This window comes from Tenacibaculum singaporense, assembly GCF_003867015.1.
In the GTDB taxonomy this organism is placed as follows: Bacteria; Bacteroidota; Bacteroidia; order Flavobacteriales; family Flavobacteriaceae; genus Polaribacter; species Polaribacter singaporensis.
Genome location: NZ_CP032548.1, coordinates 1073503 through 1096540 on the forward strand (window position 1 = coordinate 1073503; position 23038 = coordinate 1096540).

At 33.5% G+C, this 23038-nt stretch carries 22 protein-coding genes; 14 read left to right on the plus strand and 8 right to left on the minus strand.

Annotated elements, in window-relative coordinates; all coding sequences use genetic code 11:
* Window positions 1-32 precede the first annotated feature (32 nt).
* Window positions 33-341 carry a hypothetical protein gene (locus tag D6T69_RS04865; RefSeq protein ID WP_125066706.1) on the minus strand — a complete coding sequence of 103 codons (309 nt, stop codon included), beginning with the start codon at window positions 339-341 and terminating at the stop codon, window positions 33-35.
* A 251-nt stretch (window positions 342-592) separates the two neighbouring features.
* On the opposite strand from D6T69_RS04865, the gene D6T69_RS04870 reads away from it, so the two are divergent.
* A complete protein-coding gene (locus D6T69_RS04870; RefSeq protein WP_125066707.1) occupies window positions 593-2977 on the plus strand; it encodes a penicillin acylase family protein in 2385 nt (794 codons plus the stop codon).
* Window positions 2978-3085: 108 nt separating this feature from the next.
* Here the strand turns inward: D6T69_RS04870 and D6T69_RS04875 are convergent, their stop codons facing one another.
* From D6T69_RS04875 to D6T69_RS04905, 7 genes are read right to left on the minus strand one after another with little or no spacing between them, the layout of a single operon-like run.
* Window positions 3086-3574: a hypothetical protein gene (locus D6T69_RS04875; protein WP_125066708.1), complete on the minus strand. Its 489-nt coding sequence runs from the start codon at window positions 3572-3574 to the stop codon at window positions 3086-3088.
* A gap of 3 nt (window positions 3575-3577) precedes the next feature.
* Window positions 3578-4312 carry a nitroreductase family protein gene (locus tag D6T69_RS04880; RefSeq protein WP_125066709.1) on the minus strand — a complete coding sequence of 245 codons (735 nt, stop codon included), beginning with the start codon at window positions 4310-4312 and terminating at the stop codon, window positions 3578-3580.
* A 50-nt stretch (window positions 4313-4362) separates the two neighbouring features.
* Window positions 4363-5736, minus strand: a complete 1374-nt coding sequence (locus D6T69_RS04885) for an aldehyde dehydrogenase (protein WP_125066710.1) — start codon at window positions 5734-5736, stop codon at window positions 4363-4365.
* A gap of 3 nt (window positions 5737-5739) precedes the next feature.
* Window positions 5740-6771 (minus strand): alkane 1-monooxygenase, encoded by a 1032-nt coding sequence (locus D6T69_RS04890; protein WP_125066711.1) that lies wholly within the window; start codon window positions 6769-6771, stop codon window positions 5740-5742.
* Window positions 6772-6800: 29 nt separating this feature from the next.
* The gene (locus D6T69_RS04895) at window positions 6801-7487 is read right to left on the minus strand and encodes an RluA family pseudouridine synthase (protein WP_125066712.1); all 687 of its coding nucleotides are present in this window, start codon (window positions 7485-7487) and stop codon (window positions 6801-6803) included.
* A 31-nt stretch (window positions 7488-7518) separates the two neighbouring features.
* Entirely contained in the window at window positions 7519-8130 is a 612-nt protein-coding gene (gene yihA / locus D6T69_RS04900) for a ribosome biogenesis GTP-binding protein YihA/YsxC (RefSeq protein WP_125066713.1), read from the minus strand.
* A 24-nt stretch (window positions 8131-8154) separates the two neighbouring features.
* The gene (locus tag D6T69_RS04905; RefSeq protein ID WP_125066714.1) at window positions 8155-8919 is read right to left on the minus strand and encodes an alpha/beta fold hydrolase; all 765 of its coding nucleotides are present in this window, start codon (window positions 8917-8919) and stop codon (window positions 8155-8157) included.
* 202 nt (window positions 8920-9121) lie between these two features.
* Here D6T69_RS04905 and mraZ point away from each other — a divergent pair, with 202 nt between their 5' ends.
* From mraZ to ftsA, 13 genes are read left to right on the plus strand one after another with little or no spacing between them, the layout of a single operon-like run.
* Window positions 9122-9589 carry a division/cell wall cluster transcriptional repressor MraZ gene (mraZ, locus tag D6T69_RS04910; protein ID WP_124590512.1) on the plus strand — a complete coding sequence of 156 codons (468 nt, stop codon included), beginning with the start codon at window positions 9122-9124 and terminating at the stop codon, window positions 9587-9589.
* The gene (gene rsmH, locus D6T69_RS04915; protein ID WP_125066715.1) at window positions 9576-10472 is read left to right on the plus strand and encodes a 16S rRNA (cytosine(1402)-N(4))-methyltransferase RsmH; all 897 of its coding nucleotides are present in this window, start codon (window positions 9576-9578) and stop codon (window positions 10470-10472) included. Before mraZ ends, rsmH begins: the two co-directional genes overlap by 14 nt.
* Complete coding sequence (locus tag D6T69_RS04920; RefSeq protein WP_125066716.1) at window positions 10472-10801, plus strand: FtsL-like putative cell division protein; 330 nt, start codon at window positions 10472-10474, stop codon at window positions 10799-10801. Before rsmH ends, D6T69_RS04920 begins: the two co-directional genes overlap by 1 nt.
* A gap of 6 nt (window positions 10802-10807) precedes the next feature.
* Window positions 10808-12820 (plus strand): penicillin-binding protein, encoded by a 2013-nt coding sequence (locus D6T69_RS04925; RefSeq protein WP_240628368.1) that lies wholly within the window; start codon window positions 10808-10810, stop codon window positions 12818-12820.
* Window positions 12821-14287, plus strand: a complete 1467-nt coding sequence (locus D6T69_RS04930) for a UDP-N-acetylmuramoyl-L-alanyl-D-glutamate--2,6-diaminopimelate ligase (protein ID WP_125066717.1) — start codon at window positions 12821-12823, stop codon at window positions 14285-14287.
* A gap of 3 nt (window positions 14288-14290) precedes the next feature.
* Entirely contained in the window at window positions 14291-15517 is a 1227-nt protein-coding gene (mraY, locus tag D6T69_RS04935) for a phospho-N-acetylmuramoyl-pentapeptide-transferase (protein ID WP_125066718.1), read from the plus strand.
* A 38-nt stretch (window positions 15518-15555) separates the two neighbouring features.
* On the plus strand, window positions 15556-15933 hold the full coding sequence (locus D6T69_RS04940) for a four helix bundle protein (protein ID WP_047790366.1): 378 nt from the start codon (window positions 15556-15558) through the stop codon (window positions 15931-15933).
* A 2-nt stretch (window positions 15934-15935) separates the two neighbouring features.
* On the plus strand, window positions 15936-17270 hold the full coding sequence (murD, locus tag D6T69_RS04945; protein ID WP_125066719.1) for a UDP-N-acetylmuramoyl-L-alanine--D-glutamate ligase: 1335 nt from the start codon (window positions 15936-15938) through the stop codon (window positions 17268-17270).
* 16 nt (window positions 17271-17286) lie between these two features.
* Window positions 17287-18477, plus strand: coding sequence for an FtsW/RodA/SpoVE family cell cycle protein (locus tag D6T69_RS04950; RefSeq protein WP_125066720.1), 1191 nt, complete (start codon window positions 17287-17289; stop codon window positions 18475-18477).
* On the plus strand, window positions 18461-19552 hold the full coding sequence (murG, locus tag D6T69_RS04955; RefSeq protein WP_125066721.1) for an undecaprenyldiphospho-muramoylpentapeptide beta-N-acetylglucosaminyltransferase: 1092 nt from the start codon (window positions 18461-18463) through the stop codon (window positions 19550-19552). The genes D6T69_RS04950 and murG overlap by 17 nt, the downstream gene beginning before the upstream one ends.
* Window positions 19552-20898 carry a UDP-N-acetylmuramate--L-alanine ligase gene (gene murC, locus D6T69_RS04960; RefSeq protein ID WP_125066722.1) on the plus strand — a complete coding sequence of 449 codons (1347 nt, stop codon included), beginning with the start codon at window positions 19552-19554 and terminating at the stop codon, window positions 20896-20898. The genes murG and murC overlap by 1 nt, the downstream gene beginning before the upstream one ends.
* Window position 20899: 1 nt before the next feature.
* Window positions 20900-21640, plus strand: a complete 741-nt coding sequence (locus D6T69_RS04965; RefSeq protein WP_125066723.1) for a cell division protein FtsQ/DivIB — start codon at window positions 20900-20902, stop codon at window positions 21638-21640.
* Entirely contained in the window at window positions 21627-22967 is a 1341-nt protein-coding gene (ftsA, locus tag D6T69_RS04970; RefSeq protein WP_125066724.1) for a cell division protein FtsA, read from the plus strand. The genes D6T69_RS04965 and ftsA overlap by 14 nt, the downstream gene beginning before the upstream one ends.
* The last annotated feature ends 71 nt before the right edge of the window (window positions 22968-23038 follow it).

Sequence of the window (23038 nt, forward strand, 5' to 3'; positions counted from 1 at the left end):
TATTGTAATACAATAAGGGAAATTTGTATGGGTTATTTTACTTCTTTAGCGTCTAACCAATTTCCTTCCTTGTCAGCAAAAAGAGTTTTGCTTTCGCTTTCTAAACTAATTTCTAATTTGTATTGCTCTTTTTCATTTACAAAAGCCTTACTTAATTTACCTTTAGGAAAGCTCTCTTTTACAGATTTTACAACAGCTGCCGGTAACTTGTCTAAAGAAACCTCTTTAAAACCATTTTCTACAACCGTGTGAACTGGAGTGATTGGAGAAATAGTGTTGTTTGTTGTTGCGTAGGTTGAAGCTCCTGCTAAAATTGCTGCTGCTAAAATTAAATTTTTCATGATATTAAGTTTTTAAGTTATTTACTGTTTGCTTGTTGTATTGAAATAAATATGCCATCAACTTTGAGTTAAATGATAAAAACTGTTAATGCATTGTTTTTTAGTTGTTTATTGTTTTTGTTTGTTTTGATGGGGAATATTTTTATGTGTAAAAAGTGTGTAAATACTTAAGAAGACTGTGTAAAAAATACACGATTCGCCTAGAGAAGGGCAATAAATAATTCTGTTATCTTTGAAGAAAATCATCCCTAATGAAATTATTAAAAAAATCTTTAAAAATTGTTCTATTACTTTTAGTGCTATTAAGTATTGGTGTTTGGTTATTTACAAAAACTTTACACCCAACGTATAAAGGAGAGTTAGCATTAGCTGATATTTCAGATAAAGTTACCGTGTATTATGATAAAGTTGGAGTGCCGCATATAAATGCGCAAAATCAACAAGATGCTTATACTGCTTTAGGGTATGTACATGCACAAGACCGATTGTGGCAAATGGAACTCATCAGAAGAATTGCTGCTGGAAGGTTAGCAGAAGTTTTTGGAAAAGACTTGGTTAGAGTAGATAAGTTTTTCTCTGGATTAGGAATTGAAGAAGCTGCTGAAAAAACAATTGAAGAATTAGATAAAAATTCAGAAGCCTATAAATTAACAGAAGCGTATTTAAACGGAATCAATCAGTTTATTGAAGAAGGAGCAACGCCCTTAGAGTTTTATTTAGTAGGATTGGATAAAGAAAATTATACAATTAAAGATGTGTATAATGTTTTTGGTTATATGGCATTTAGTTTTGCGATTGCTCATAAAACAGATCCGTTACTAACAGAAGTAAAAGAAAAATTAGGAGAACCGTATGTAAATGAATTGCTAAACTCATTCAATGAAAATTTAACCCTGAACAAAACGACCAATACAAAAGAAATCAAAGCAGAATTGTCTTTAGCGGTGAGTGAAATTATGGATCAATTACCTGTAGCTCCTTTTATAGGAAGTAACTCATGGGTAATTGCGCCGTCTAAAACAAAAAACGGTAAGGTGATTTTTGCAAATGATCCGCATATTAATTTTTCTCAACCATCGGTTTGGTATCAGAATCATATTAAAACCCCTGATTTTGAAATCTACGGATTTAATCTGGCTTTGATGCCATTTCCGTTGTTAGGACACAATAAAGAGTATGCTTACGGGTTAACGATGTTGGCAAATGATGATTTGAATTTTTATGAAGAAAAAAATAATCCAGAGAATTCAATGGAGTACAAAACTCCTCAAGGATACCAGAAATATGAGTTGTGGGATAAGCATATAAAGGTTAAGGATGGAAAAGATACTACGTATCAAGTTAAAGTTAGTAAACATGGTCCGATTATGAACGGATTAATAGAACATGTAACAGATGAAAGACCAATTGCAATGAACTGGATTTATACGCAGTTGCCTAATCAATTGTTAGAAGCGTCACACAAAATGTCGCATGCAAACTCGTTAGAAGATTTTAAAACAGGAACCGCTAAAATTCATGCACCAGGATTAAATGTAATGTATGGAGATGCGAAAGGGAATGTAGGTTGGTTTGCATCGGCTAAATTATATGAATTAAGAGGTAGTTTGTCTTCTAAAATGTACTTAAATGGAGCTTCTGGTAAGGATGAAATTATAGAGTATTTAGATTTTGAAGAAAATCCGCAAGCGGAAAATCCTAGTTGGAATTATGTGTATTCTGCCAATAATCAACCTGATTCGGTAAGAGGAAAATTATATCCTGGATACTATCAGCCTGAAGATAGAGCGAAGAGAATTGTTCAGTTATTAGAACCTAAAAATGATTTTACGAAAGAGGATGTGGCTGAAATGATTTACGATGTTACTTCACTTGTTGTTCCAGAAATAGGAAGAGAGTTGTTAGCAAGTGTAGATAAGTCGTCACTATCTCCTTCGGCTAAAAAAGCATATTCGGTGTTAGAAAAGTGGAATGGAGAATATTTAAAAACTAATGTAGCTCCGACTATTTATAATCGATTTTTGTATGAATTCTTAACTGCTACTTATAAAGATGAGTTAGGAGATAGCTTTCAGTTGTTTATTGATACGCAATTACAAGATCAAGTATTAGCACAACAAGCTAAAAGAGAGCAATCGGTTTGGTGGGATGATATTTCAACAACAAATAAAGTTGAAACTAGAAATGAAATAATTACCACAGCTTTTCAAAAATCCATCACATTTTTACAAAATCAATTAGGAGAGAATGTAGAAAATTGGACGTGGAATCGCGTAATTTCTGTGGAGTATGAACACGCTATTGGTAAAGCAGGTGGTTTGTTACGTAAGTTCTTTAATGTAGGTCCGTTTGAAACCATTGGAGGAAATGAAGTGATAAACAATCAGATTTTTAAATTGGATAGTACAGGGGTGTATAAAATTCACGGAGGACCTTCAACACGTAGGGTTATAGACTTTTCTGATGTAGAAAATAGCATTGCGATTTTGCCCACAGGGCAATCAGGAAATGTGTTTAGTCCGTATTACAAAGACCAAGCACAAAAATATGTAGATGGTGAGTTTGTGAAAATGATCCTAAATGAAGCAGTTATAAAGAAGAGTAAAAATAAATTGGTGTTTTTACCGAAACAGTAATAAGTTAAATATGTCATTTCGACCAGAGGGAGAAATCTTACTAAAGTAACAGATTACTTCAGTTGTATCTCCTTTGTAATGATTAGTTCTTTGTGAATATGTCTTAATTTATATTTTAGATTTTAAAAGATTTAGGAGATGAATATCTACTTTTTTATTTTGATTTAGAGCTTGACATATTTCGGCAAGATCTGAGTACTTCCATTCTTTAAATTTGTTAATTCTGTATGATGAAGAAGGGGTGTGTAATTTTAAAAAATACTTAACTCTACCACTACGAGAACCTTGAGATTTTATTTCGATAGAAATATCTTTTAATTCATGAGTTTTTTCCCATTCTTTATTGAAAGTTGTTCCTTTTATGAAAACCTGAGCATTGTTAATTTGTATTTCTTTAATATAATTTTGGGTTAAAAAAAGAGACATAATACCCCAAACTATTGAGTATCCCAAAGTAATGGTAATAGAAGAGTCTATGGAAAATCTTTTAAGAGGTGTTAAGGAAAGTAAGAATATGAAAAAAACAGAAGGGAAAAATAGAGACATAAATCTGTGCCAATATTTTTTTTGTTTTATAGGTTTATAAATTTTATCCATTAATTATACTTCTTTATAAACCTCCTCAAAAGGAATTCTAAAACGATCCCCATACACTCCTTCAGGTTTACGGATTCCGCAAGAAACAATCATATTAATTTCTGTACCAAAAGGTAACCCCAGCAAACGTTTTACACGCCAAGTATCAGAACCTTCCATAGGGCAAGTGTCGTAACCTTCAGCAGCCATTGAGAGGATGAATGTTTGTGCTGCTAATCCACAGGTTTTATGTGTCACTACACGCATATCACTATTGCGAACTTCACGATAAATAGGTCGGAAAAGTCCGACAACAAGAATCATTAAGTATTTAAGATAGCCAAAAATCCCAAAAACATCAAAGTAGGTAAACGGAATCAATTTTCCGTAGTAGTTACGTGCTACTTTTTCTCGACTTCGTTGTTCCGATTTCGGATTGTTTTTTCCAAAAACTCTATCCATAAAAGCTAAGTTAGCTTTAGCGCGTTTACGCCATAAATCTTTACGAACCACAAAAACTACTAGTTGTTGTGCGGTTTTAGCAGCATTTTGATTAAAACATAAAGGAGCTATTTTGTCGATTGTTTCTTTTGAGGTGATATGATAAAATTCCCATAGTTGCATGTTGCTACTGGTAGGAGCTAAACTAGCTTGTTCTAAACATTTTTTTACAACAGTAGTGTCTATAGGTTTTTCAGGATCATATACTCTTACTGAACGACGGTAGTTAACTGCTTCTGATACTGTTTTTTCACTCATTTATTATGGTGTCTTGATTCTTGTGTCTGATTGTCTTTTGTCTAACAAAACTATCCCAGTTTCATTAAGGTTTTTAATTGTTGTAGTTTTCCTTTGTATGGGGCATATCGAGTAGGAACATCCAGCCAAGTACCGCGAGAAACCACTCCTTTATGATGAGAAAACGTATCAAAAGTTTTCTTTCCATGATAAGCACCTATACCACTTTCACCTACACCACCAAAAGGCAGTCTGTGATTGGCAAAATGAACCGTGGTGTCGTTTATGGTTCCGCCTCCAAATGAAAAGCGTTGCATCATTTTTTTAGCAAATGAGTTTCGATTGGTAAATACATATAAAGCCAAAGGTTTGTCGTATTTAGCAGTGATTTTTTCAATATCTACTTCGTTTTCGTAAGAAATTAGCGGGAAAATAGGCCCAAAAATCTCACCTTTCATAACTTCACTATCCAAATTAGGTTCGTCAATTAATGTAGGAGCAATGTAGCGACCGTCTCTATCAGTTTGTCCGCCAATCACACACTTTTCATTTTCTAGCATCAAAGCTAGCCTATCAAAGTTCTTAGTGTTTACTATGCGTGAGAAATCAGGAGAGTTTTGAGGGTTTTCTCCGTAAGCTCTAAAAATCTCTTCTTTAAACTGTTGTATAAATTGTTCTTTAATTGAGGTGTGAATAAGTAAATAATCAGGAGCAATACAAGTTTGTCCGCCGTTGATAAATTTTCCCCAAACCAAACGTTTTGCTGCCAATTTAATATTGGCTGTTTCATCAATAATACATGGACTTTTTCCTCCTAATTCTAAGGTAACAGGAGTTAAATGATTGGCAGCAGCTTTGGCAACAATTTTACCTACAGGAACACTACCTGTAAAGAAAATATAATCCCAACGTTGCGCTAGCAATTCTGTAGAAACGTCAACACCACCTTCTACCACAGCTACGTGATTTTTATCAAATACAACTTCAATAATTTCTTTGGTAATTTTACTTGTATGCGGTGTCAACTCTGAAGGTTTTAAAACAACTGTATTTCCTGCTGCAATAGCACCTAATAATGGTGCGAATGCTAGTTGATACGGGTAATTCCAAGGAGCGATGATAAGTACAGTTCCGTAAGGTTCTTTATAAATTTTTGCAGAGGACGGAAAATTTAGTAACGACGGTAATACACGTTGAGGTTTGCTCCAAGAGTGTATATTTTTTATAGCCATTTTTAATTCCGCTAACACAATAGAAGTTTCGGTCATTACTGCTTCGTATTCCGGTTTTTTAAAGTCATCGTGTAGTGCTTTTATGATGTCTTTTTCTCTTGTAATAAGCTCTTTTTGTAATCTTTTTAAGGCACTTTTTCTAAAAGAAATATCTTTGGTTTGTTGAGTAGCAAAATAGTTTTTTTGCGACTGAACCAATTCGGGAATATTCATAAGCTATAAGTCTTGTATTTTTTTATTCATTATTGAAAACCATAATGGAGGAACCAAGGCAACCAGCATCATACCTGGGTATCCTGTTGGTATTTGCGGACTTTCAGGCAGGGATTTTAAGAGCTGGTAATGTTTACTTCCGTTATAGTGATGGTCAGAGTGACGAGATAAATTAAACAACATTAACATGCCAATTCTGTGATCAGAATTCCACGAATGAGTTCTTTTTACACGTTCATAACGACCTTTTTCGTTTTGTTTACGTAGTAGTCCGTAATGTTCTATATAGTTTACAGTTTCAAGTAATAAAATTCCAAAAACAGCAGCGGCGATAAAAGCTAGTAATGTTTTTAATCCAAATAAAAAGAAAATACCTGCTAACAACAGTATGTTACAAAGTGTGTAGATGAGCATTCTGTTTTGTAGATGAAACCAACTTCTTCCAGAATTTTTTAAACGTATATTTTCTGCTTCCCAAGCTTGATAATAACTTTGAAAATGAGAACGAATCCAAAATAGGTAAACAATCTCATTTTTTCTGGCAGTCGCGGCATCTTTTGGAGTGGCTACATTCAAATGATGTCCTGCATTATGGTAGGGTAGAAAGTGAGTGTCCAATGAAGTTAATAATAAAATTTCTCCTAAAAGCTCATCAAAACGATTGTTACGATGTCCCAATTCATGTCCAACATTAATACCAATAACGCCACATAGCAAGCCCATAGCTGAGATTTTTCCTATATATTCTAAGGTAGTTAATTGTGCATCTTTCATCATCCATAAAAACCATCCTAGGAAAACTAATTGGACAGGTACTGTCGCATATAAAATATAGGTGTAGAGCTTGTTTTCTTTTTCTTGCTCTTCTTGTTCTTTGTTAAAATTATTTTTATCTGGTTTAAAAAGTAATTCGAGAAGAGGAACTAAGCCGAAGAAAACAAGTAAAGGTAAGAGTGTTAACCATCCCACATTTGTAAACGAAATGTAAACAGTGATTGGAAGTGTTAAAATTGCTAAAAATTTAAGAGCTTTCATCTTGGGTGAAATTTGTCTAAATATACAAATTACAAACAAGCATCCCAAACGGGGTCAGAAGGAGTTGGGGCAGTGATTTTAATAAGTTCTTTACTAACAGGATGCGTAAATTGAATTTTTCGAGCATGTAAATGAATGCTTCCGTCTTTATTGCTTCTTTTAGCACCGTATTTTAAATCTCCTTTTATAATAGAGCCAATGTTAGAAAGCTGTACGCGAATTTGATGGTGACGTCCAGTTTCCAAGTCGACTTCTAATAATGAATAATTATCTAAATTTTTAAGTGTTTTGTAGTGAAGTATGGCTTTTTTACTTCCGTTAACTTCTTTAGTGTAAGCGGTCGATTTGTTATTTTTTGGATTCTTTTTTAAGTAATTTGTTAAGGTGTCGGTTGTTTTTTTAGGTTGCTGTTGAACCACTGCCCAGTATGTTTTTTTAATGGTTTTGTCACGTAACATTTTGTTTAGTCGTTCTAAAGCTTTTGAAGTACGTGCGTAGATAACAATACCTGTAGTTGGACGGTCTAATCGATGAACGGTTCCTAAAAATACGTTTCCGGGTTTGTTGTATTTATCCTTAATGTATTCTTTAACAACATCTAAAAGTGGTTTGTCGCCTGTTTTGTCACCTTGCACTATATCACCTGCACGCTTATTAACCACTATAATGTGATTGTCTTCATGTAGAACTTGTAAGTTTTCTTTTGTAGAGTGCATTATTAATACTTCCCTTAAGGTATGGTGAAAATTATTTAAAATTCTCCGCTACATCTTCGTTAACTTGATCAATAAAGTTTAAAAACTCATCTCGCCCCATTCCTGTAGAAGACGAGGTAACAAAAGAAATTGGTAACTCCTCCCAGTAATTTAATAACTTCTTTTTGTAAGCGGTAATTTGTTTGTTGAGCTTAGAACTCCCTAGTTTGTCAGCTTTGGTAAAAACAATACAAAACGGAATGCGGTTTTCACCTAAAAACTGCATGAACTCCAAATCTATTTTCTGTGGATCGTGGCGAGAATCGATTAAAACAAAAGTACAAACCAGCTGTTCACGTTCTTTAAAATAGTTTTCAATAAAAAATTGAAAAATTTGACGTTTCTTTTTAGAAACCTGTGCATAACCATATCCAGGAAGATCTACTAAAAACCATTCGTCATTAATTTTAAAATGGTTAATAAGTTGTGTTTTTCCTGGTTTACCAGAGGTTTTTGCCAAATCTTTACGCTCCATCAACATATTGATTAATGAAGATTTTCCGACATTTGAGCGGCCTATAAAAGCATACTCAGGTATTCTGTCTTTAGGAGCCTTGGTAACATTGCTGTTACTCATTACAAATTCAGCAGATTTTATTTTCATACTATAATTAAGCTAGTTTAGCTGTTATATTTCGCGTTTAGAAAGCCACTCTTCTAAAATTTCATTAAACTCTTCTGGTGTTTCCATCATAGCTGCATGTCCGCATTTGTCAATCCAGAATAAATCGGCATCAGGTAAAAGCTTTTTGAAATCTTCAGCAACTTCTGGTGGAGTAACGCTGTCTTGTTTTCCCCAAATTAAACAAGTAGGTTGTTTCATGTTGGGTAAATCTTTAGCCATGTTATGACGAATGGCGCTTTTAGCAATAGCTAATGTTCTAATCAAGGTGTTTCTGTCGTTAATAACTTCATATACTTGATCAACAAGTTCGTCTGTAGCAATAGCTTTATCGTAAAAAACATCTTGCGCTTTTTTTCTAACAAACTCTTTGTCTCCTCTCTTAGGGTAGCTATCACCCATTGAGTTTTCGTACAAACCTGAGCTACCAGTTAAAACTAATGCTTTAACATCTTCAGAATAGTGTTTTGTATAGTATAAAGCTATATGTCCGCCTAAAGAATTTCCTAATAGAGTAACATTTTTAAGTCCTTTGTACTCTATGAAATCATGTAAAAATTTGGCTAAATTTTTTACGTTAGTTTTAAGGAGAGGTAATGTATATAAGGGTAATTCTGGAATAAAAACTTGATATCCTTTTTGTGAAAGATGATTAAAAGTGGAGTCAAAATTACTTAAAGCACCCATTAGTCCATGAAGGATGATAATTGGGCTTCCTTCTCCTGCTTCAGCGTATGTAAATTTGTCTTCTTTCTTTAAAAATTCAGTCATTATGTTTCTGATTTGACTTAACCACAAATGTAGTTCTTTTTTATTACTTTTTCATTTTTATTATTTCATCTGTGGTAGCGGTATAGAAGTCTTTTAGTATCAGTTTTTTAGCTTGAAAACCAAAACTTATTAACAATGTGGTAAAAAGTGGTAAAAAGTGGTAAATATTTTTTATTTTTGATGCAAACTATAGTTTCTTTACATGATAAATTTAATTGGAACATATGAGTGTAAGGTAGATGCTAAAGGAAGGTTGATGATGTCATCGGCGTTCAAGAAGCAGTTGTCTTCTGTGTTGCAAGAAGGTTTTGTGATTAAACGCTCTGTTTTTCAGTCTTGTCTGGAGTTGTATCCAATGCAAGAGTGGAATTTGATGATGGCAAAAATCAATAAACTAAATCGATTTGTAAAGAAAAATAATGATTTTATCAGAAGGTTTACAGCTGGTGTAAAGATGGTAGATGTAGATGCTTCAGGGAGGATATTGATTCCGAAAGATTTATGTCAGTTTGCGGGAATAGAAAAGCAGGTGGTGCTTTCTTCTGCTGTGAATATTATTGAAATTTGGGATAAGGATAAGTACGAAAAAGTAATTGATGATGCTGTTGTTGATTTTGCTGAATTAGCAGAAGAAGTAATGGGTAATACGGAAGCAGATGAGTTATCATAATCCAGTTTTATTGAAAGAAAGTGTGGATGCACTTAATATAAAGGAAGATGGGATTTATGTGGATGTTACCTTCGGAGGAGGGGGGCATTCTAGAGAAATATTAAGACGATTAGGGGAAGAAGGAAAATTGTTTGCCTTTGATCAAGATCCAGATGCGCAACAAAATAAGATTGACGATCCGCGTTTTGTGTTGATTGGTGAGAATTTTCGATTCATATCGAGGTTTTTGCGTTTTTATGGTATTAGGAAAGTAGATGGGGTGTTGGCTGATTTAGGAGTGTCTTCGCATCAGTTTGATGAAGCAGAAAGAGGTTTTTCAACTCGTTTTGATGCAGATTTGGATATGCGAATGGATCAGAAATCTGAATTATCAGGAAAAAAAATAATCAATACCTATAGTGAGGAAGATTTGGCGGATGTGTTGTTTTTGTATGGAGAATTACGAAATGCAAGAGCCTTAGCAAAAACCATTGTGGAGGCGAGAATTGATAGGGAGATTAAAACAAGTTTTGAGTTGAAAGAGGTGTTGCAAAGATTTTTGCCAAAGGCGAAAGAGCATAAAATATTGGCGCAAATTTTTCAAGCAATACGAATAGAGGTAAATCAAGAGTTGGAGGTGTTGAAAGAATTTTTACAGCAAATCCCAGACTTGTTGAATGAAGAAGGACGATTGAGTGTGATTTCGTATCACTCGTTAGAAGATAGGTTGGTGAAGCGATTTATAAGAACGGGTCTGTTTAGTGGTGAGCCAGAAAAAGACTTTTATGGTAATACCAGTGAGCCACTTAAAAAAGTTGGAAAAATGATTGTGCCAACAAAAGAAGAAATAAAAGAAAATAATAGAGCACGTAGTGCAAAACTAAGAATAGCAACATTAAAGTAATGTCTAAAGTCAGGAAGAATATATACGATCTTTTAAGAGGAAGTTTTCTTACGGACGAAAGTTCATTTAAAAATTGGCGGATCTTAATTTTTGTTGTGGCGCTGTTGTTAATAATGATTTATAGCTCGCATAGTGCAGATGCAAAAGTAGTACAAATAGCTACACTTAATAAAAAGAAAAGAGAGTTGCGGGCTGAAGATGTAGATACGAGTACTGAGCTAATGAGAATGAAGTTAGAGAGCAGTATTCGAGATAAAGTAAAAAGTAAAGGGTTGTACCCTGCAAAAAAACCGCCCCAAAAAATAAAAGTAACATATAATAAAGAGTAATATAAAATGGTAGTAAAAAAAGGCATATTAAACAAACTCTACGTGGTTGTTGTTTTAATGACGCTTTTCTTTGTAGTTATCATTTTTAGACTTTTTAAGCTTCAATATGTAGAAGGGGATAAGTATAGAAAACTTTCTGAAGAAAAAACAGTTAAAAACGATACTATTTTTGCGAATAGAGGTAATGTGTATGCGGCAGACGGAAATTTGTTAGCAACTTCAATGTCAAAATTTACCATTCGTATGGATGTGGTAGCGGTGGATTCGGAAGTTTTTGAAAAAAATATCCGAGCACTTTCTGAGTCACTTTCTGGATTGTTAGGGAAACCAGCTAGTTATTATCAAAAAAGGTTACGTAATGCAAAAAAACGTAGAAACCGATATTTATTAATAGCTCGTAACGTAGGGTATAATGACTATGTAAAAATGAAAAGCTTCCCGATTTTTAATAGAGGAGTATATAGAGGAGGTTTTATAGCGGAGCAAAAAACAGTACGAGTACATCCTATAGGGAAAATTGCAGAACGTACTATTGGTTATGATGATTACAGAGGTGGTGCAGGAATTGAAGGTGCTTTCGCAGATTATATGCAAGGTGAAAATGGTTGGCGTTTAAAGCAAAAAATAGCTAAAGGACAATGGAAACCTATTAATGATGTAAATGAGAAGGAACCTGTAGATGGAAGTGATGTAATTACTACAATAGATGTAAATATTCAGGACATTACACATCATGCTTTGTTAAGGCAGATGGAATATTTTGAAGCGGATCATGGTTGTGCTGTAGTGATGGAAGTAGAAACAGGTGAGATTAAAGCAATATCTAATTTAGGAAGAACTTCTAAAGGTAAATATTACGAAAAAAGAAACTACGCTGTTTGGGAAAGTCACGAGCCTGGATCAACTTTTAAGTTAGCTAGCTTAATGGTAGCACTAGAAGATAAAGTTGCAGATACTTCAACTGTGGTAGATTGTGAAAAGGGAAGGATTTACATTAATAACCGAAAAGTAGAAGATAGTAAAAGAGGAGGGTACGGGAAAATATCATTAGGAAGAGTATTCGAGGTTTCTTCAAACGTAGGAATTGTAAAAACAATACAAAAACACTACGATAAAAACCCTAAAAAATTCACGGATAAGATCAAATCTTTTGGTTTAGATCAATTAACAGGTGTAAAAATAAAAGGAGAAGGAAAACCTTATATACCAGAACCAACAGAAAAAAGTTGGAGTCCAATTTCATTAGAGTGGATGGCTTGGGGTTATGGAGTATCTCTTACACCATTACAAACATTAGCGTTTTATAATGCGGTAGCAAATAATGGAAAATTGGTAAAACCATACTTTGTTAAAGAGTTAAGAGTTGGAGGAAAAGTAGAAGAAAGCTTTGGTACAGAAGTGATAAAAGAAAAAATAGCATCACAAGAAACCTTAGATAAAGTCCGAAAAGTGATGGAGAATACTATAAAGTACGGAACAGGTAAAGGGATTTATTCACCAAACTTTTCTATGGCAGGAAAAACAGGAACGGCCAAAAAATATATTCCAAGAACTAAAAATGCAAAGGGAGAGTACGAAGGAGGGTATTATTCAAATCAAAAATATGTAGCTTCTTTTGCAGGCTTTTTTCCGGCAGATGAACCAAAATACTCTTGCATTGTAGTAGTTCATAGTCCTAAAAAAGAAAAAGGATATTACGGGGCTACGGTAGCTGCTCCTATATTTAAAGAAATAGCTCAAAAGATTTATACTTCAACAGCAATTAATAATCAGTTTGTTTCTGATGAAATTTCAGAGGAAGCCCTAGATAATGAATATCAAGAGTACTATCAAAAATTAAGGAAGTATAAAACAATTATGCCCAAAGTGATTGGTATGAGTGGAATGGATGCAGTTGCCTTGTTAGAGAATATGGGATTGAAAGTTAAATTTTCAGGAGTAGGAAAAGTAACAGAACAATCTGTAGAAAGAGGAGAGAAAGTCTCGAAAAGTACAACGATATATTTAAAATTATCATAGTTGAAGAAATTAAAAGACATATTATATAAGGTAGCTGTAAAAGAAGTTTACGGGAACACTGATATTGATATAAGCAATATTCAGTTTGATAGTAGACAAGTGCAGGAAGAGGATGTTTTTGTAGCTCAAAAAGGAGCGACAGTAGATGGGCATCAGTTTATAGCGAAAGCAGTATCGTTAGGTGCTAAGACTGTTGTCTGTGAGTCTTTACCAGACAATAAGAATGAAGAGGTTACCTATATTAAAGTAGAAGATTCTAATGCGGCATTAGCAATAATAGCAGCAAATTATTATAACAACCCGTCAAAAAGCTTGCAGTTAGTAGGAGTAACAGGAACAAATGGAAAGACTACAATTGCAAGCTTATTGTATCAACTGTTTAAAAAAGTAGGATATAAAGTAGGGTTGTTGTCAACTGTGCGAGTGATGGTTGATGATGAAGAATATAAGGCAACACACACAACACCAAACTCGGTAGCGATAAATAACTATTTGTCAAAAATGGTAGAGGCTGGAGTTGATTATTGTTTTATGGAGGTGAGCTCTCATGGAATTCATCAAAAACGTACTGAAGGCCTTGAGTTTGCAGGAGGAGTGTTTACAAACTTATCGCATGATCATTTAGACTACCATGAAACCTTTGCAGAGTATCGTGATGTTAAAAAATCGTTTTTTGATTCGTTACCAAAAACAGCATTTGCTTTAGTAAATATTGATGATAAGAACGGGCAAATAATGTTACAAAACACAAAGGCGAATAAACAAACTTATGCGCTTAAAACAATCGGAGATTTTAAAGCAAAAGTGTTAGAAAAACGTCTTTCAGGAACCTTGTTAATAATCAATGGAGTAGAAGTTTGGACGAAGTTAATAGGGGAATTTAATGCGTATAACTTGTTAGCTATTTATGGAGTAGCAAAGTTGTTGGGACTAGAGAAAATAGAAATTTTACGTATTGTAAGTGAGTTAGAAAGTGTGAGTGGAAGGTTTCAATACACGGTTTCTGACGAGGGGGTTACAGCAATAGTAGATTATGCACATACACCAGATGCGCTAAAAAATGTATTACAAACTATTAACGACATCCGAACAGGGAATGAAACAGTGATTACAGTTGTAGGTTGTGGTGGAGATAGAGATACAACAAAGCGCCCAAAAATGGCGTTAATTGCTTCTCAATTAAGTGATCAAGTTGTTTTTACTTCAGATAATCCTAGAACAGAAGACCCTCAATCGATAATTGATGAAATGGAAACTGGAGTTGCGGCAGAAAACTATAAAAAAACACTATCAATTGTAGACCGAAGACAGGCTATAAAAACAGCTTGTAAGCTAGCAACTTCAGGAGATATTGTACTTATTGCAGGAAAAGGTCATGAAACCTACCAGGAAATAAATGGTGTTAGGCATCATTTTGATGATTTAGAAGAAGTAACCAACTATTTTAATCAACTAAAAAAACACTAACGAATGCTGTATTATTTATTTCAATATTTAGAAAGTGAATTTAGCTTAACAGGAGCAAGTGTGTTTCAATTTATCACATTTCGATCTGCAATGGCATTCATATTGTCTCTGTTGATTTCAACCATTTTTGGTAAAAAAATTATCAATTACTTAAGAAGACAGCAAGTAGGTGAAACTGTAAGGGATTTAGGTTTAGATGGTCAACTACAAAAAGCAGGAACACCAACTATGGGAGGTGTAATTATAATCCTTGCAACATTAATTCCTGTACTGTTCTTAGCGAAGCTAGAAAATATATATATCATCATTTTATTGATTACAACTGTTTGGATGGGGCTTATTGGTTTTGCTGATGATTACATAAAAGTGTTTAAAAAAGATAAAGCGGGATTAAAAGGAAAGTTTAAGGTTTTAGGACAAGTAGGATTAGGTATAATCGTAGGTTCTATGCTGTATTTTCACCAAGATGTAACCATCAAAGAGCAACTGCCAACTTCAGAACAAGTTGTGCAAGTAGATGGTAAAAAGAAGGTGTTTGGAGAAGCACATAAATCGACAAAAACAACAGTTCCTTTTTTAAAGAATAACGAGTTAGATTATGCAAAAGCATTAAGCTTCTTAGGAGATGGATATGAAAAATATGGATGGATAATCTTCATTTTTGTTACCGTTTTTATCGTTACAGGAGTTTCAAACGGCGCAAATTTAACAGATGGTATTGATGGATTAGCAGCAGGTTCATCAGCAATTATGGTAATAACGCTGGCAATTTTTGCATGGGTGTCTGGTAACATCATTTTTGCAGATTATTTAGACGTAATGTATATCCCAAAGTCTGGAGAAATGACTGTGTTTATTTTAGCGTTTGCAGGAGCTTTAATCGGTTTTCTATGGTATAATACTTATCCAGCACAAGTGTTTATGGGCGATACTGGAAGTTTAACTATTGGAGGTATCATAGCGGTAATAGCAATTGCCATAAGAAAAGAATTGTTACTGCCAGTTTTAGCAGGAATATTTGTGGTCGAGAATTTATCAGTAATACTACAAGTTTCATGGTTTAAGTACACAAAGAAGAAGTTTGGAGAAGGAAGACGAATTTTTAAAATGTCTCCTCTACATCATCATTATCAAAAATTAAACTATCATGAAAGTAAAATTGTAGTACGCTTTTGGATTGTAGGAATTTTGTTAGCGGTATTTACTATAGTAACATTGAAGTTAAGATAAAGGAGATTTTGGAGTTGTGATTTAAGATATAAGATTGAATGAAAGAACAGATTAAAAATAGAACTAAACAATTTGCTATTGATTGTTGGAGGTTATGTAAAGAATACCCTAAAACAAGAGAGTTTGATGCATATTGTAGACAATTGATAAGATGTTCTAGTTCGGTTGGGGCTAATTATAGAGCTGCTTGTAGAGCAAAATCTTCAGCTGACTTTATTCACAAATTAAAAATTGTTGAAGAAGAAGTAGATGAAAGTATGTTTTTTTTAGAGGTTTTTATGTCAATCCATGAAAATAATCAAGAAGAATTGAAAAGATTGCATAATGAGGCAAACGAGTTGACTTCAATTATTGTAGCTTCTATAAAAACAGTTAAAAGTAAATCATCAATCAATAAATCTAAAATCATTAATTAAAAATGAAAAGATTAGTTGTGCTTGGTGGAGGAGAAAGTGGTGTAGGAACAGCGCTTTTGGGAAAACAAAAAGGATATGAAGTTTTTGTTTCAGATAAAGGAAGTATAGCAGAGCGGTATAAGAAAGTTCTTTTACATAATTCAATCGATTTTGAAGAAAATCAGCATACAGAAGATAAAATTTTAAATGCTGATGTAGTAATGAAAAGCCCTGGAATTCCAGAGAAAGTTACACTTGTGCAAAAGTTGATTTCAAAAGGAGTTAAAGTGATTTCAGAAATAGAATTCGCTGCTCAGTTTACAGAAGCAACTATTGTGGGAATTACAGGTTCAAACGGAAAAACAACCACAACCATGCTAGTACATTATGTGTTAAAAAAAGCAGGTTTAAATGTGGGAGTTGGAGGGAATATAGGTGATAGTTTCGCTGAACAAGTGGTTGAAGATAAGTATGACGAATATGTGTTGGAATTAAGCAGTTTTCAGTTAGATGGAATTGAAAAATTTAAACCACATATCGCAATAATAACAAACATAACACCAGATCATTTAGATCGATATGAATATGAATTTGATAACTATATAAACTCAAAATTCAGAATAACAAAAAATCAAACAAAAGATGATTTTTTAATATATGATGCCGATGACGAAGCAATTCAAAATTGGTTAAAAAATAATAAAACAGAAGCAACGCTAGTGCCATTTTCAATGGAAAAAGAATCAGAGTACGGGGCTTTTTTAAGACAAGACACGATAATAATGAAATTTAATACAGAAGAAAAATTAATGAAGGTTTCTGAGCTAACATTACAAGGAAAGCATAACACTAAAAATGCAATGGCTACATCAATGGCTGCAAGGTTATTGAAAGTAAGAAAAGAAACAATTGCAGAAAGTTTGTCTGATTTTGAAGGAGTAGAACATCGTTTAGAAAAAGTGCAAAAAGTAAATGGAATTGAATTCATTAACGATAGTAAGGCTACCAATGTCAACGCAGCTTTTTATGCATTAGAGTGTATGGACAATCCAACAGTTTGGATTGTAGGGGGTGTTGATAAAGGAAATGATTATACAGATTTATTACCTTTAGTAAGAGAAAAAGTAAAAGCAATAGTTTGTTTAGGGTTAGATAACCAAAAAATCATAGACACTTTTGCGAATGTAGTAGATGTTATGGTGGAAACTGCTGGTGCAGAAGAAGCAGTAAAAGTAGCTTATAAAATAGCACAAAAAGGAGATACAGTATTGTTGTCACCAGCATGTGCAAGTTTTGATTTATTTGATAGTTATGAAGATAGAGGAAGAAAATTTAAAGAAGCTGTAAGAAATATATAAAGTACACTAAAGATTGATGAAAAACATCTTTCGACATATTAAAGGAGATCGAGCCATTTGGGCTATAGTTGCGATGTTGGCAATATTTTCATTTATGCCAATATACAGTGCAAGTACCAATTTGGTATACGTAGTAGGAAATGGATCTACCTTAGGGCATTTGGTAAAACATATTGTATTATTAATTACAGGGTTTGCAGTCATTTATGGAGTGCATAAAATTCCATATAGATATTTTAGCGGAGGTTCAGTATTAATGCTACCTGTAGTTGTTTTACTGTTGGTTTTTACCTTGGCGCAAGGAACCACAATTGGAGGGGCTAATGCAAGTAGATGGATCCGTATTCCTTTTGTAGGTATTGGATTTCAAACATCTACATTGGCAGGTTTGGTATTGATGGTATATGTTGCGCGTTACTTGGCAAAAAATAAAGAAAAAGTAATTTCTTTTAAGGAAAGCTTGTTGCAGTTATGGCTTCCAGTAGGTTTAGTATTGGTGTTAATATTACCAGCTAACTTTTCAACTACAGCCATGGTGTTCTTTATGATTTTAATGGTCTCGTTTATTGGAGGATATCCACTAAAATATATAGGATATATATTAGGAATAGGGCTTTTTGCTTTTCTGTTTTTTATCTTAGTAGCTAAAGCATTTCCAGATGCAATGCCCAATCGTGTAAACACATGGAAAAGTAGAATTGAAAGCTTTTCTCAGCCAGATGGAGAAGAAGATTACCAAGTAGAAAAAGCCAAAATAGCAATTGCAACAGGAGGAGTAATAGGAAAAGGACCAGGGAAAAGTGTACAGAAAAACTTTTTACCGCAGTCTTCATCCGATTTTATCTATGCAATTATAGTTGAAGAATACGGTTTTGCAGGAGCGATAGTGGTAATATTTATTTATTTCTTGTTGCTTTTCAGAATCTTAATAACCGCCAAAAAAGCTACTACCATATTTGCAACTTTATTAGTTGTGGGTGTGGGAATTCCCATTGTTTTTCAAGCAATGATTAACATGGCAGTAGCAGTGAATATTTTACCAGTAACAGGACAAACACTCCCGCTAATTAGTAGTGGAGGTACCTCTATTTGGATGACATGTTTCGCATTAGGAATGATTTTAAGTGTAAGTGCTTCTAAAAACGAAACTGAAGAAACAATTTTAGATGATAACCCTTTAGATATTTTACATGAAACAATCGATTAATATCATAATAAGTGGTGGAGGTACAGGAGGTCATATTTATCCTGCAATAGCAATTGCTAACGAAGTAAAAGTTCGTTACCCAGAGGCTAATATCTTGTTCGTTGGAGCAAAAGATAAAATGGAAATGGAAAAAGTTCCACAAGCAGGATATGAAATTAAAGGACTCTGGATTTCAGGAATCCAAAGAAAACTAACTTTAAAGAACTTAATGTTTCCTTTTAAACTGTTAAGTAGTTTATGGAAGGCATATAGAATTATACGAAAATTTAAACCAGATGTTGCTGTGGGTACTGGAGGCTTTGCAAGTGGACCAACGTTAATGGTTGCTAATAGAAGAGGGATACCGACCTTAATTCAAGAACAAAACTCGTACCCAGGAATAACAAATAGATTGTTAGGAAAAAAAGCGCAGAAAATTTGTGTTGCATATGATAATTTAGAGCGTTTTTTCTCTGAAGATAAAATAATAAAAACAGGAAATCCAGTTCGTCAAGATTTACTATTTATTCATACGAAAATAGAAGAAGGGAAAGAGTTTTTTGAATTAGATACATCAAAAAAGACAATTTTAATATTAGGAGGAAGTCTTGGTGCTCGTAAGATAAATCAGTTGGTAGAAGAAAATTTAGGTTTCTTCAAAAAACAAGGAGTTCAATTAATATGGCAATGTGGTAAGCTGTATTATGAAGAATATAAAAAGTATGATGAATTAGAAAATGTTCAAGTACATCAGTTTTTGAATAGAATGGATTTAGCCTATGCGGCTGCAGATTTCATCGTATCGAGAGCAGGAGCAAGTTCAGTATCGGAATTATGTATAGTAGGGAAGCCAACTATTTTTATTCCATCACCAAATGTGGCAGAAGATCATCAAACAAAAAATGCAAAATCTATTGCCGATAAACATGGAGCTCTAGTAGTTAAAGAGAGTGAATTAGACACTTTTCCTGTCGTATTAGAAACCTTATTAAAAGATAAAGGAAAACAAGAAAGTTTAAGTGAAAACATTAACGAGTTAGCGTTGCCAAATGCAACAAGTAATATCGTTAACGAAATAGAAAAATTAATTAGTTAGTGAATTTAAAAACGATACATAACGTTTATTTTATTGGTATTGGCGGAATAGGAATGAGTGCCATAGCTCGCTATTTCTCTGTCAATGGGAAAGTAGTTGCAGGCTACGATAAAACACCAACACCTATCACTAAAAGTTTAGAAGAAATAGGAATTGAAGTAAGTTTTGAAGATGCTGTAAAAAACATTCCAATTTCATTCTTACATAAAGAAAAAACATTGGTGGTATATACACCAGCAGTTCCTAAAAATCATGTACAATTAAATTATTTCAAAAACAACGGATATGCCGTCTTGAAAAGAGCAGAAGTGCTGGGAGAAATCACAAAGAATACTTTTTGTTTGGCTGTAGCGGGAACACATGGAAAAACAACAACTTCTTCAATTTTAGGACACATTATGCAGCCTGAAAAAGCAACTTCGTTTTTAGGAGGTATTGCAGAAAATTATAATTCTAATTTAATTTTAGGAGAAGATAAAGTTTCTGTTGTTGAAGCCGATGAATTTGACCGTTCGTTTTTAAAATTATCACCTAATATTGCTTGTGTAACCTCTATGGATGCCGATCATCTAGATATCTATGGAGAAAACGAATTCTTACAACAATCATTTAGAGATTTTGCAAGCAAAGTTTCTGATACCTTAATTGTAGCAAAAGGATTACCCTTAAAAGGTTTAACATATGCTGTTAATGAAGAAGCAGATTACAAAGCTTATAATGTAAGAATAGAAGAAGGTAAATATGTTTTTGATGTAAAAACACCAACATCAGAAATAAAAAATATAGCATTTCATTTACCAGGGAACCATAATATGATGAATGCTTTGGCAGCATTAGCTATTGCAGATGTATATGGAGTGCCTTTAGAGAAAGTTAAAAGGCAATTAGGAAGTTTTAAAGGGGTACAACGTAGGTTTTCGTATAAGATAAAAACAGAAGATGTTGTGCTAATTGACGATTATGCGCATCATCCTACTGAAATAAAAGCGGTAGCGCAATCTGTTAGAGAAATGTATCCAAAAGAAAAAGTGTTGGCTGTATTTCAACCACACTTATTTAGTAGAACAAGAGATTTTGCAGATGACTTTGCAGGAGCATTATCATTGTTTAATGAAGTGTTGTTACTGGATATTTACCCAGCAAGAGAATTACCGATAAAAGGAGTTACCTCAAGTTGGTTGTTAGAGAAAATTACCATTAATACTAAAAAGTTAGTGTCTAAGGAAAAACTAAGTGACGAAATTATAAAATCAGAGTCAAAAATAGTAGCAATGTTAGGTGCAGGAGATATTGGTTTATTAGTTGATGAAGTAAAAAATAAATTAGAGGAAAAACACAAAAAATAGAATGAAAAAATTAGCAACATATCTATCTTTTTTCTTGCTGTTGATGTTTTTGGTGTTTTTATATGGTTTTACAACCAATAGAAATGGAGCAAAAAAGGTAAAAAACACGGTGGTAGAGTTTGCTGCTGGTGACAATAACTTTTTGACACACAGTATGGTTGATAAATTGTTAATACAAAATAATGAATTTGTTAAAAACCAACCAAAAAGATTGGTAGATTTACACTTTCTAGAGGCTAATGTTTCGGCGAACCCGTATGTTGAAAAAACAGCTGTGTTTTTAACCGTAGATGGGGTGTTAAAAACTACCATAAAACAACGAACACCGATAGCTCGAATTGTTGATAAAGATAAATCTTTTTATGTTGATAAGTATGGGGTGAAAATTCCGTTATCAACAAATTTTTCAGCAAGAGTACCATTAGTTTTAGGAGTAAGGGAGCCAGAAGAAATCAAAGAATTAACAACGTTAATAAAGACCATAAATAGCAACAGTTTTTTCGCTAAAGAAATTGTTGCTATTCAAAGAGACGCCCAAAACGAATATACATTTACAGTTCGTAGTGGCGATTATAAGATAATTTTTGGAGAGTTTATAGATGTTCCAATGAAGTTTAAAAAGCTAACAGCTTTTTATAACAAAGCATTTACAGACAAAACCATTAATAACTATAAAGCGATAAATGTAAAATACCACAACCAAGTTGTGTGCACAAAACAAAATCAAGATGGAAAACAATAAAATTGCAGTTGGTTTAGATATTGGTACAACCAAGATTGTTGCCATGATTGGTCGTAAAAATGAATACGGTAAGCTTGAAGTTTTAGGTATTGGTAAAGCGAAAAGTTTAGGTGTAAAACGTGGGGTAGTTAATAACATTACGCAAACTATTCAATCTATTCAGCAAGCAGCTGAAGAAGCAGAAAGTATTTCGGGTTACAAGATAGAAAATGTTGTGGTAGGTATTGCTGGTCAGCACATACGTAGCTTACATCATAGTGACTATATAACAAGAGAAAAGTCTGAAGAAGTTATAGATGCAACAGATATAGAAAATTTAGTGAGTCAGGTACATAAACTGGTTATGCTACCTGGTGAGGAAATTATTCATGTATTACCACAAGAGTTTAAAGTAGATAGCCAGCCAGATATTAAAGAGCCTATTGGAATGTATGGTGGAAGATTAGAAGCTAACTTTCACGTAGTCGTAGGTCAAGTATCTTCTATTCGAAATGTAGGCAGGTGTATCAAAAGTGCTGGGTTAAACCTTTCTGATATTACTCTTGAACCTTTAGCTTCAGCATCAGCAGTATTAAGTCAAGAAGAAAAAGAAGCAGGTGTAGCATTGATTGATATAGGTGGTGGTACTACAGATTTAGCGATATTCAAAGACGGGATTATTCGTCATACAGCAGTCATTCCTTTTGGAGGAAATGTAATTACTGAAGATATTAAAGAAGGTTGTTCAATAATAGAAAAACAAGCAGAATTATTAAAAATTAAGTTCGGTTCAGCATGGCCAGGAGAAAATAAAGAAACAGAAATTGTTTCTATTCCAGGATTAAGAGGAAGAGAGCCTAAAGAAATTACGCTTAAAAACTTATCAAAAATAATTCATGCCAGAGTTCAAGAAATTATTGAACATGTATACCTAGAAATTAAGAACTATGGGCACGAAACCCAAAAAGGAAAACTAATCGCAGGTATTGTATTAACTGGGGGTGGAGCTCAATTAAAACATTTACGTCAGTTAGTAGAATATATTACTGGAATGGACGTTCGTATTGGGTATCCAAATGAGCACCTAGCAGGAGACTCTGATGAAGCATTATCAAGTCCAGCATTTGCAACAGCTGTAGGGTTGTTAATGGAAGGTTTACAAAAAGAAGTAGAAGAAAAAGTAGTTGTAGAAGAAGCGCCAGAAGCGTTAGTAGAAGAAACTATTGAGGAAGAAAAAGAAGTTATAGAAGAAGTTCAAGAAGAGAAGGAACACAAAGCGAAAAAATCTAAATCGTTTTTTGATAAGTTTACTGAGCGATTCAAAGAGTTTTTAGATAACGCAGAGTAATTAGTATATATAAGAATACTCCTGATTAATCCCCTAAAAAGGAGTGTAAAATTGAATAAGAATTAATAAAA

Bases quoted from the DNA above. Each gene is read 5' to 3' on its own strand.
- D6T69_RS04865 (WP_125066706.1), bottom strand. From the start codon at position 341: ATGAAAAATTTAATTTTAGCAGCAGCAATTTTAGCAGGAGCTTCAACC.
- D6T69_RS04870 (WP_125066707.1), top strand. From the start codon at position 593: ATGAAATTATTAAAAAAATCTTTAAAAATTGTTCTATTACTTTTAGTG.
- D6T69_RS04875 (WP_125066708.1), bottom strand. From the start codon at position 3,574: ATGGATAAAATTTATAAACCTATAAAACAAAAAAAATATTGGCACAGA.
- D6T69_RS04880 (WP_125066709.1), bottom strand. From the start codon at position 4,312: ATGAGTGAAAAAACAGTATCAGAAGCAGTTAACTACCGTCGTTCAGTA.
- D6T69_RS04885 (WP_125066710.1), bottom strand. From the start codon at position 5,736: ATGAATATTCCCGAATTGGTTCAGTCGCAAAAAAACTATTTTGCTACT.
- D6T69_RS04890 (WP_125066711.1), bottom strand. From the start codon at position 6,771: ATGAAAGCTCTTAAATTTTTAGCAATTTTAACACTTCCAATCACTGTT.
- D6T69_RS04895 (WP_125066712.1), bottom strand. From the start codon at position 7,487: ATGCACTCTACAAAAGAAAACTTACAAGTTCTACATGAAGACAATCAC.
- yihA (WP_125066713.1), bottom strand. From the start codon at position 8,130: ATGAAAATAAAATCTGCTGAATTTGTAATGAGTAACAGCAATGTTACC.
- D6T69_RS04905 (WP_125066714.1), bottom strand. From the start codon at position 8,919: ATGACTGAATTTTTAAAGAAAGAAGACAAATTTACATACGCTGAAGCA.
- mraZ (WP_124590512.1), top strand. From the start codon at position 9,122: ATGATAAATTTAATTGGAACATATGAGTGTAAGGTAGATGCTAAAGGA.
- rsmH (WP_125066715.1), top strand. From the start codon at position 9,576: ATGAGTTATCATAATCCAGTTTTATTGAAAGAAAGTGTGGATGCACTT.
- D6T69_RS04920 (WP_125066716.1), top strand. From the start codon at position 10,472: ATGTCTAAAGTCAGGAAGAATATATACGATCTTTTAAGAGGAAGTTTT.
- D6T69_RS04925 (WP_240628368.1), top strand. From the start codon at position 10,808: ATGGTAGTAAAAAAAGGCATATTAAACAAACTCTACGTGGTTGTTGTT.
- mraY (WP_125066718.1), top strand. From the start codon at position 14,291: ATGCTGTATTATTTATTTCAATATTTAGAAAGTGAATTTAGCTTAACA.
- D6T69_RS04940 (WP_047790366.1), top strand. From the start codon at position 15,556: ATGAAAGAACAGATTAAAAATAGAACTAAACAATTTGCTATTGATTGT.
- murD (WP_125066719.1), top strand. From the start codon at position 15,936: ATGAAAAGATTAGTTGTGCTTGGTGGAGGAGAAAGTGGTGTAGGAACA.
- D6T69_RS04950 (WP_125066720.1), top strand. From the start codon at position 17,287: ATGAAAAACATCTTTCGACATATTAAAGGAGATCGAGCCATTTGGGCT.
- murG (WP_125066721.1), top strand. From the start codon at position 18,461: ATGAAACAATCGATTAATATCATAATAAGTGGTGGAGGTACAGGAGGT.
- D6T69_RS04965 (WP_125066723.1), top strand. From the start codon at position 20,900: ATGAAAAAATTAGCAACATATCTATCTTTTTTCTTGCTGTTGATGTTT.
- ftsA (WP_125066724.1), top strand. From the start codon at position 21,627: ATGGAAAACAATAAAATTGCAGTTGGTTTAGATATTGGTACAACCAAG.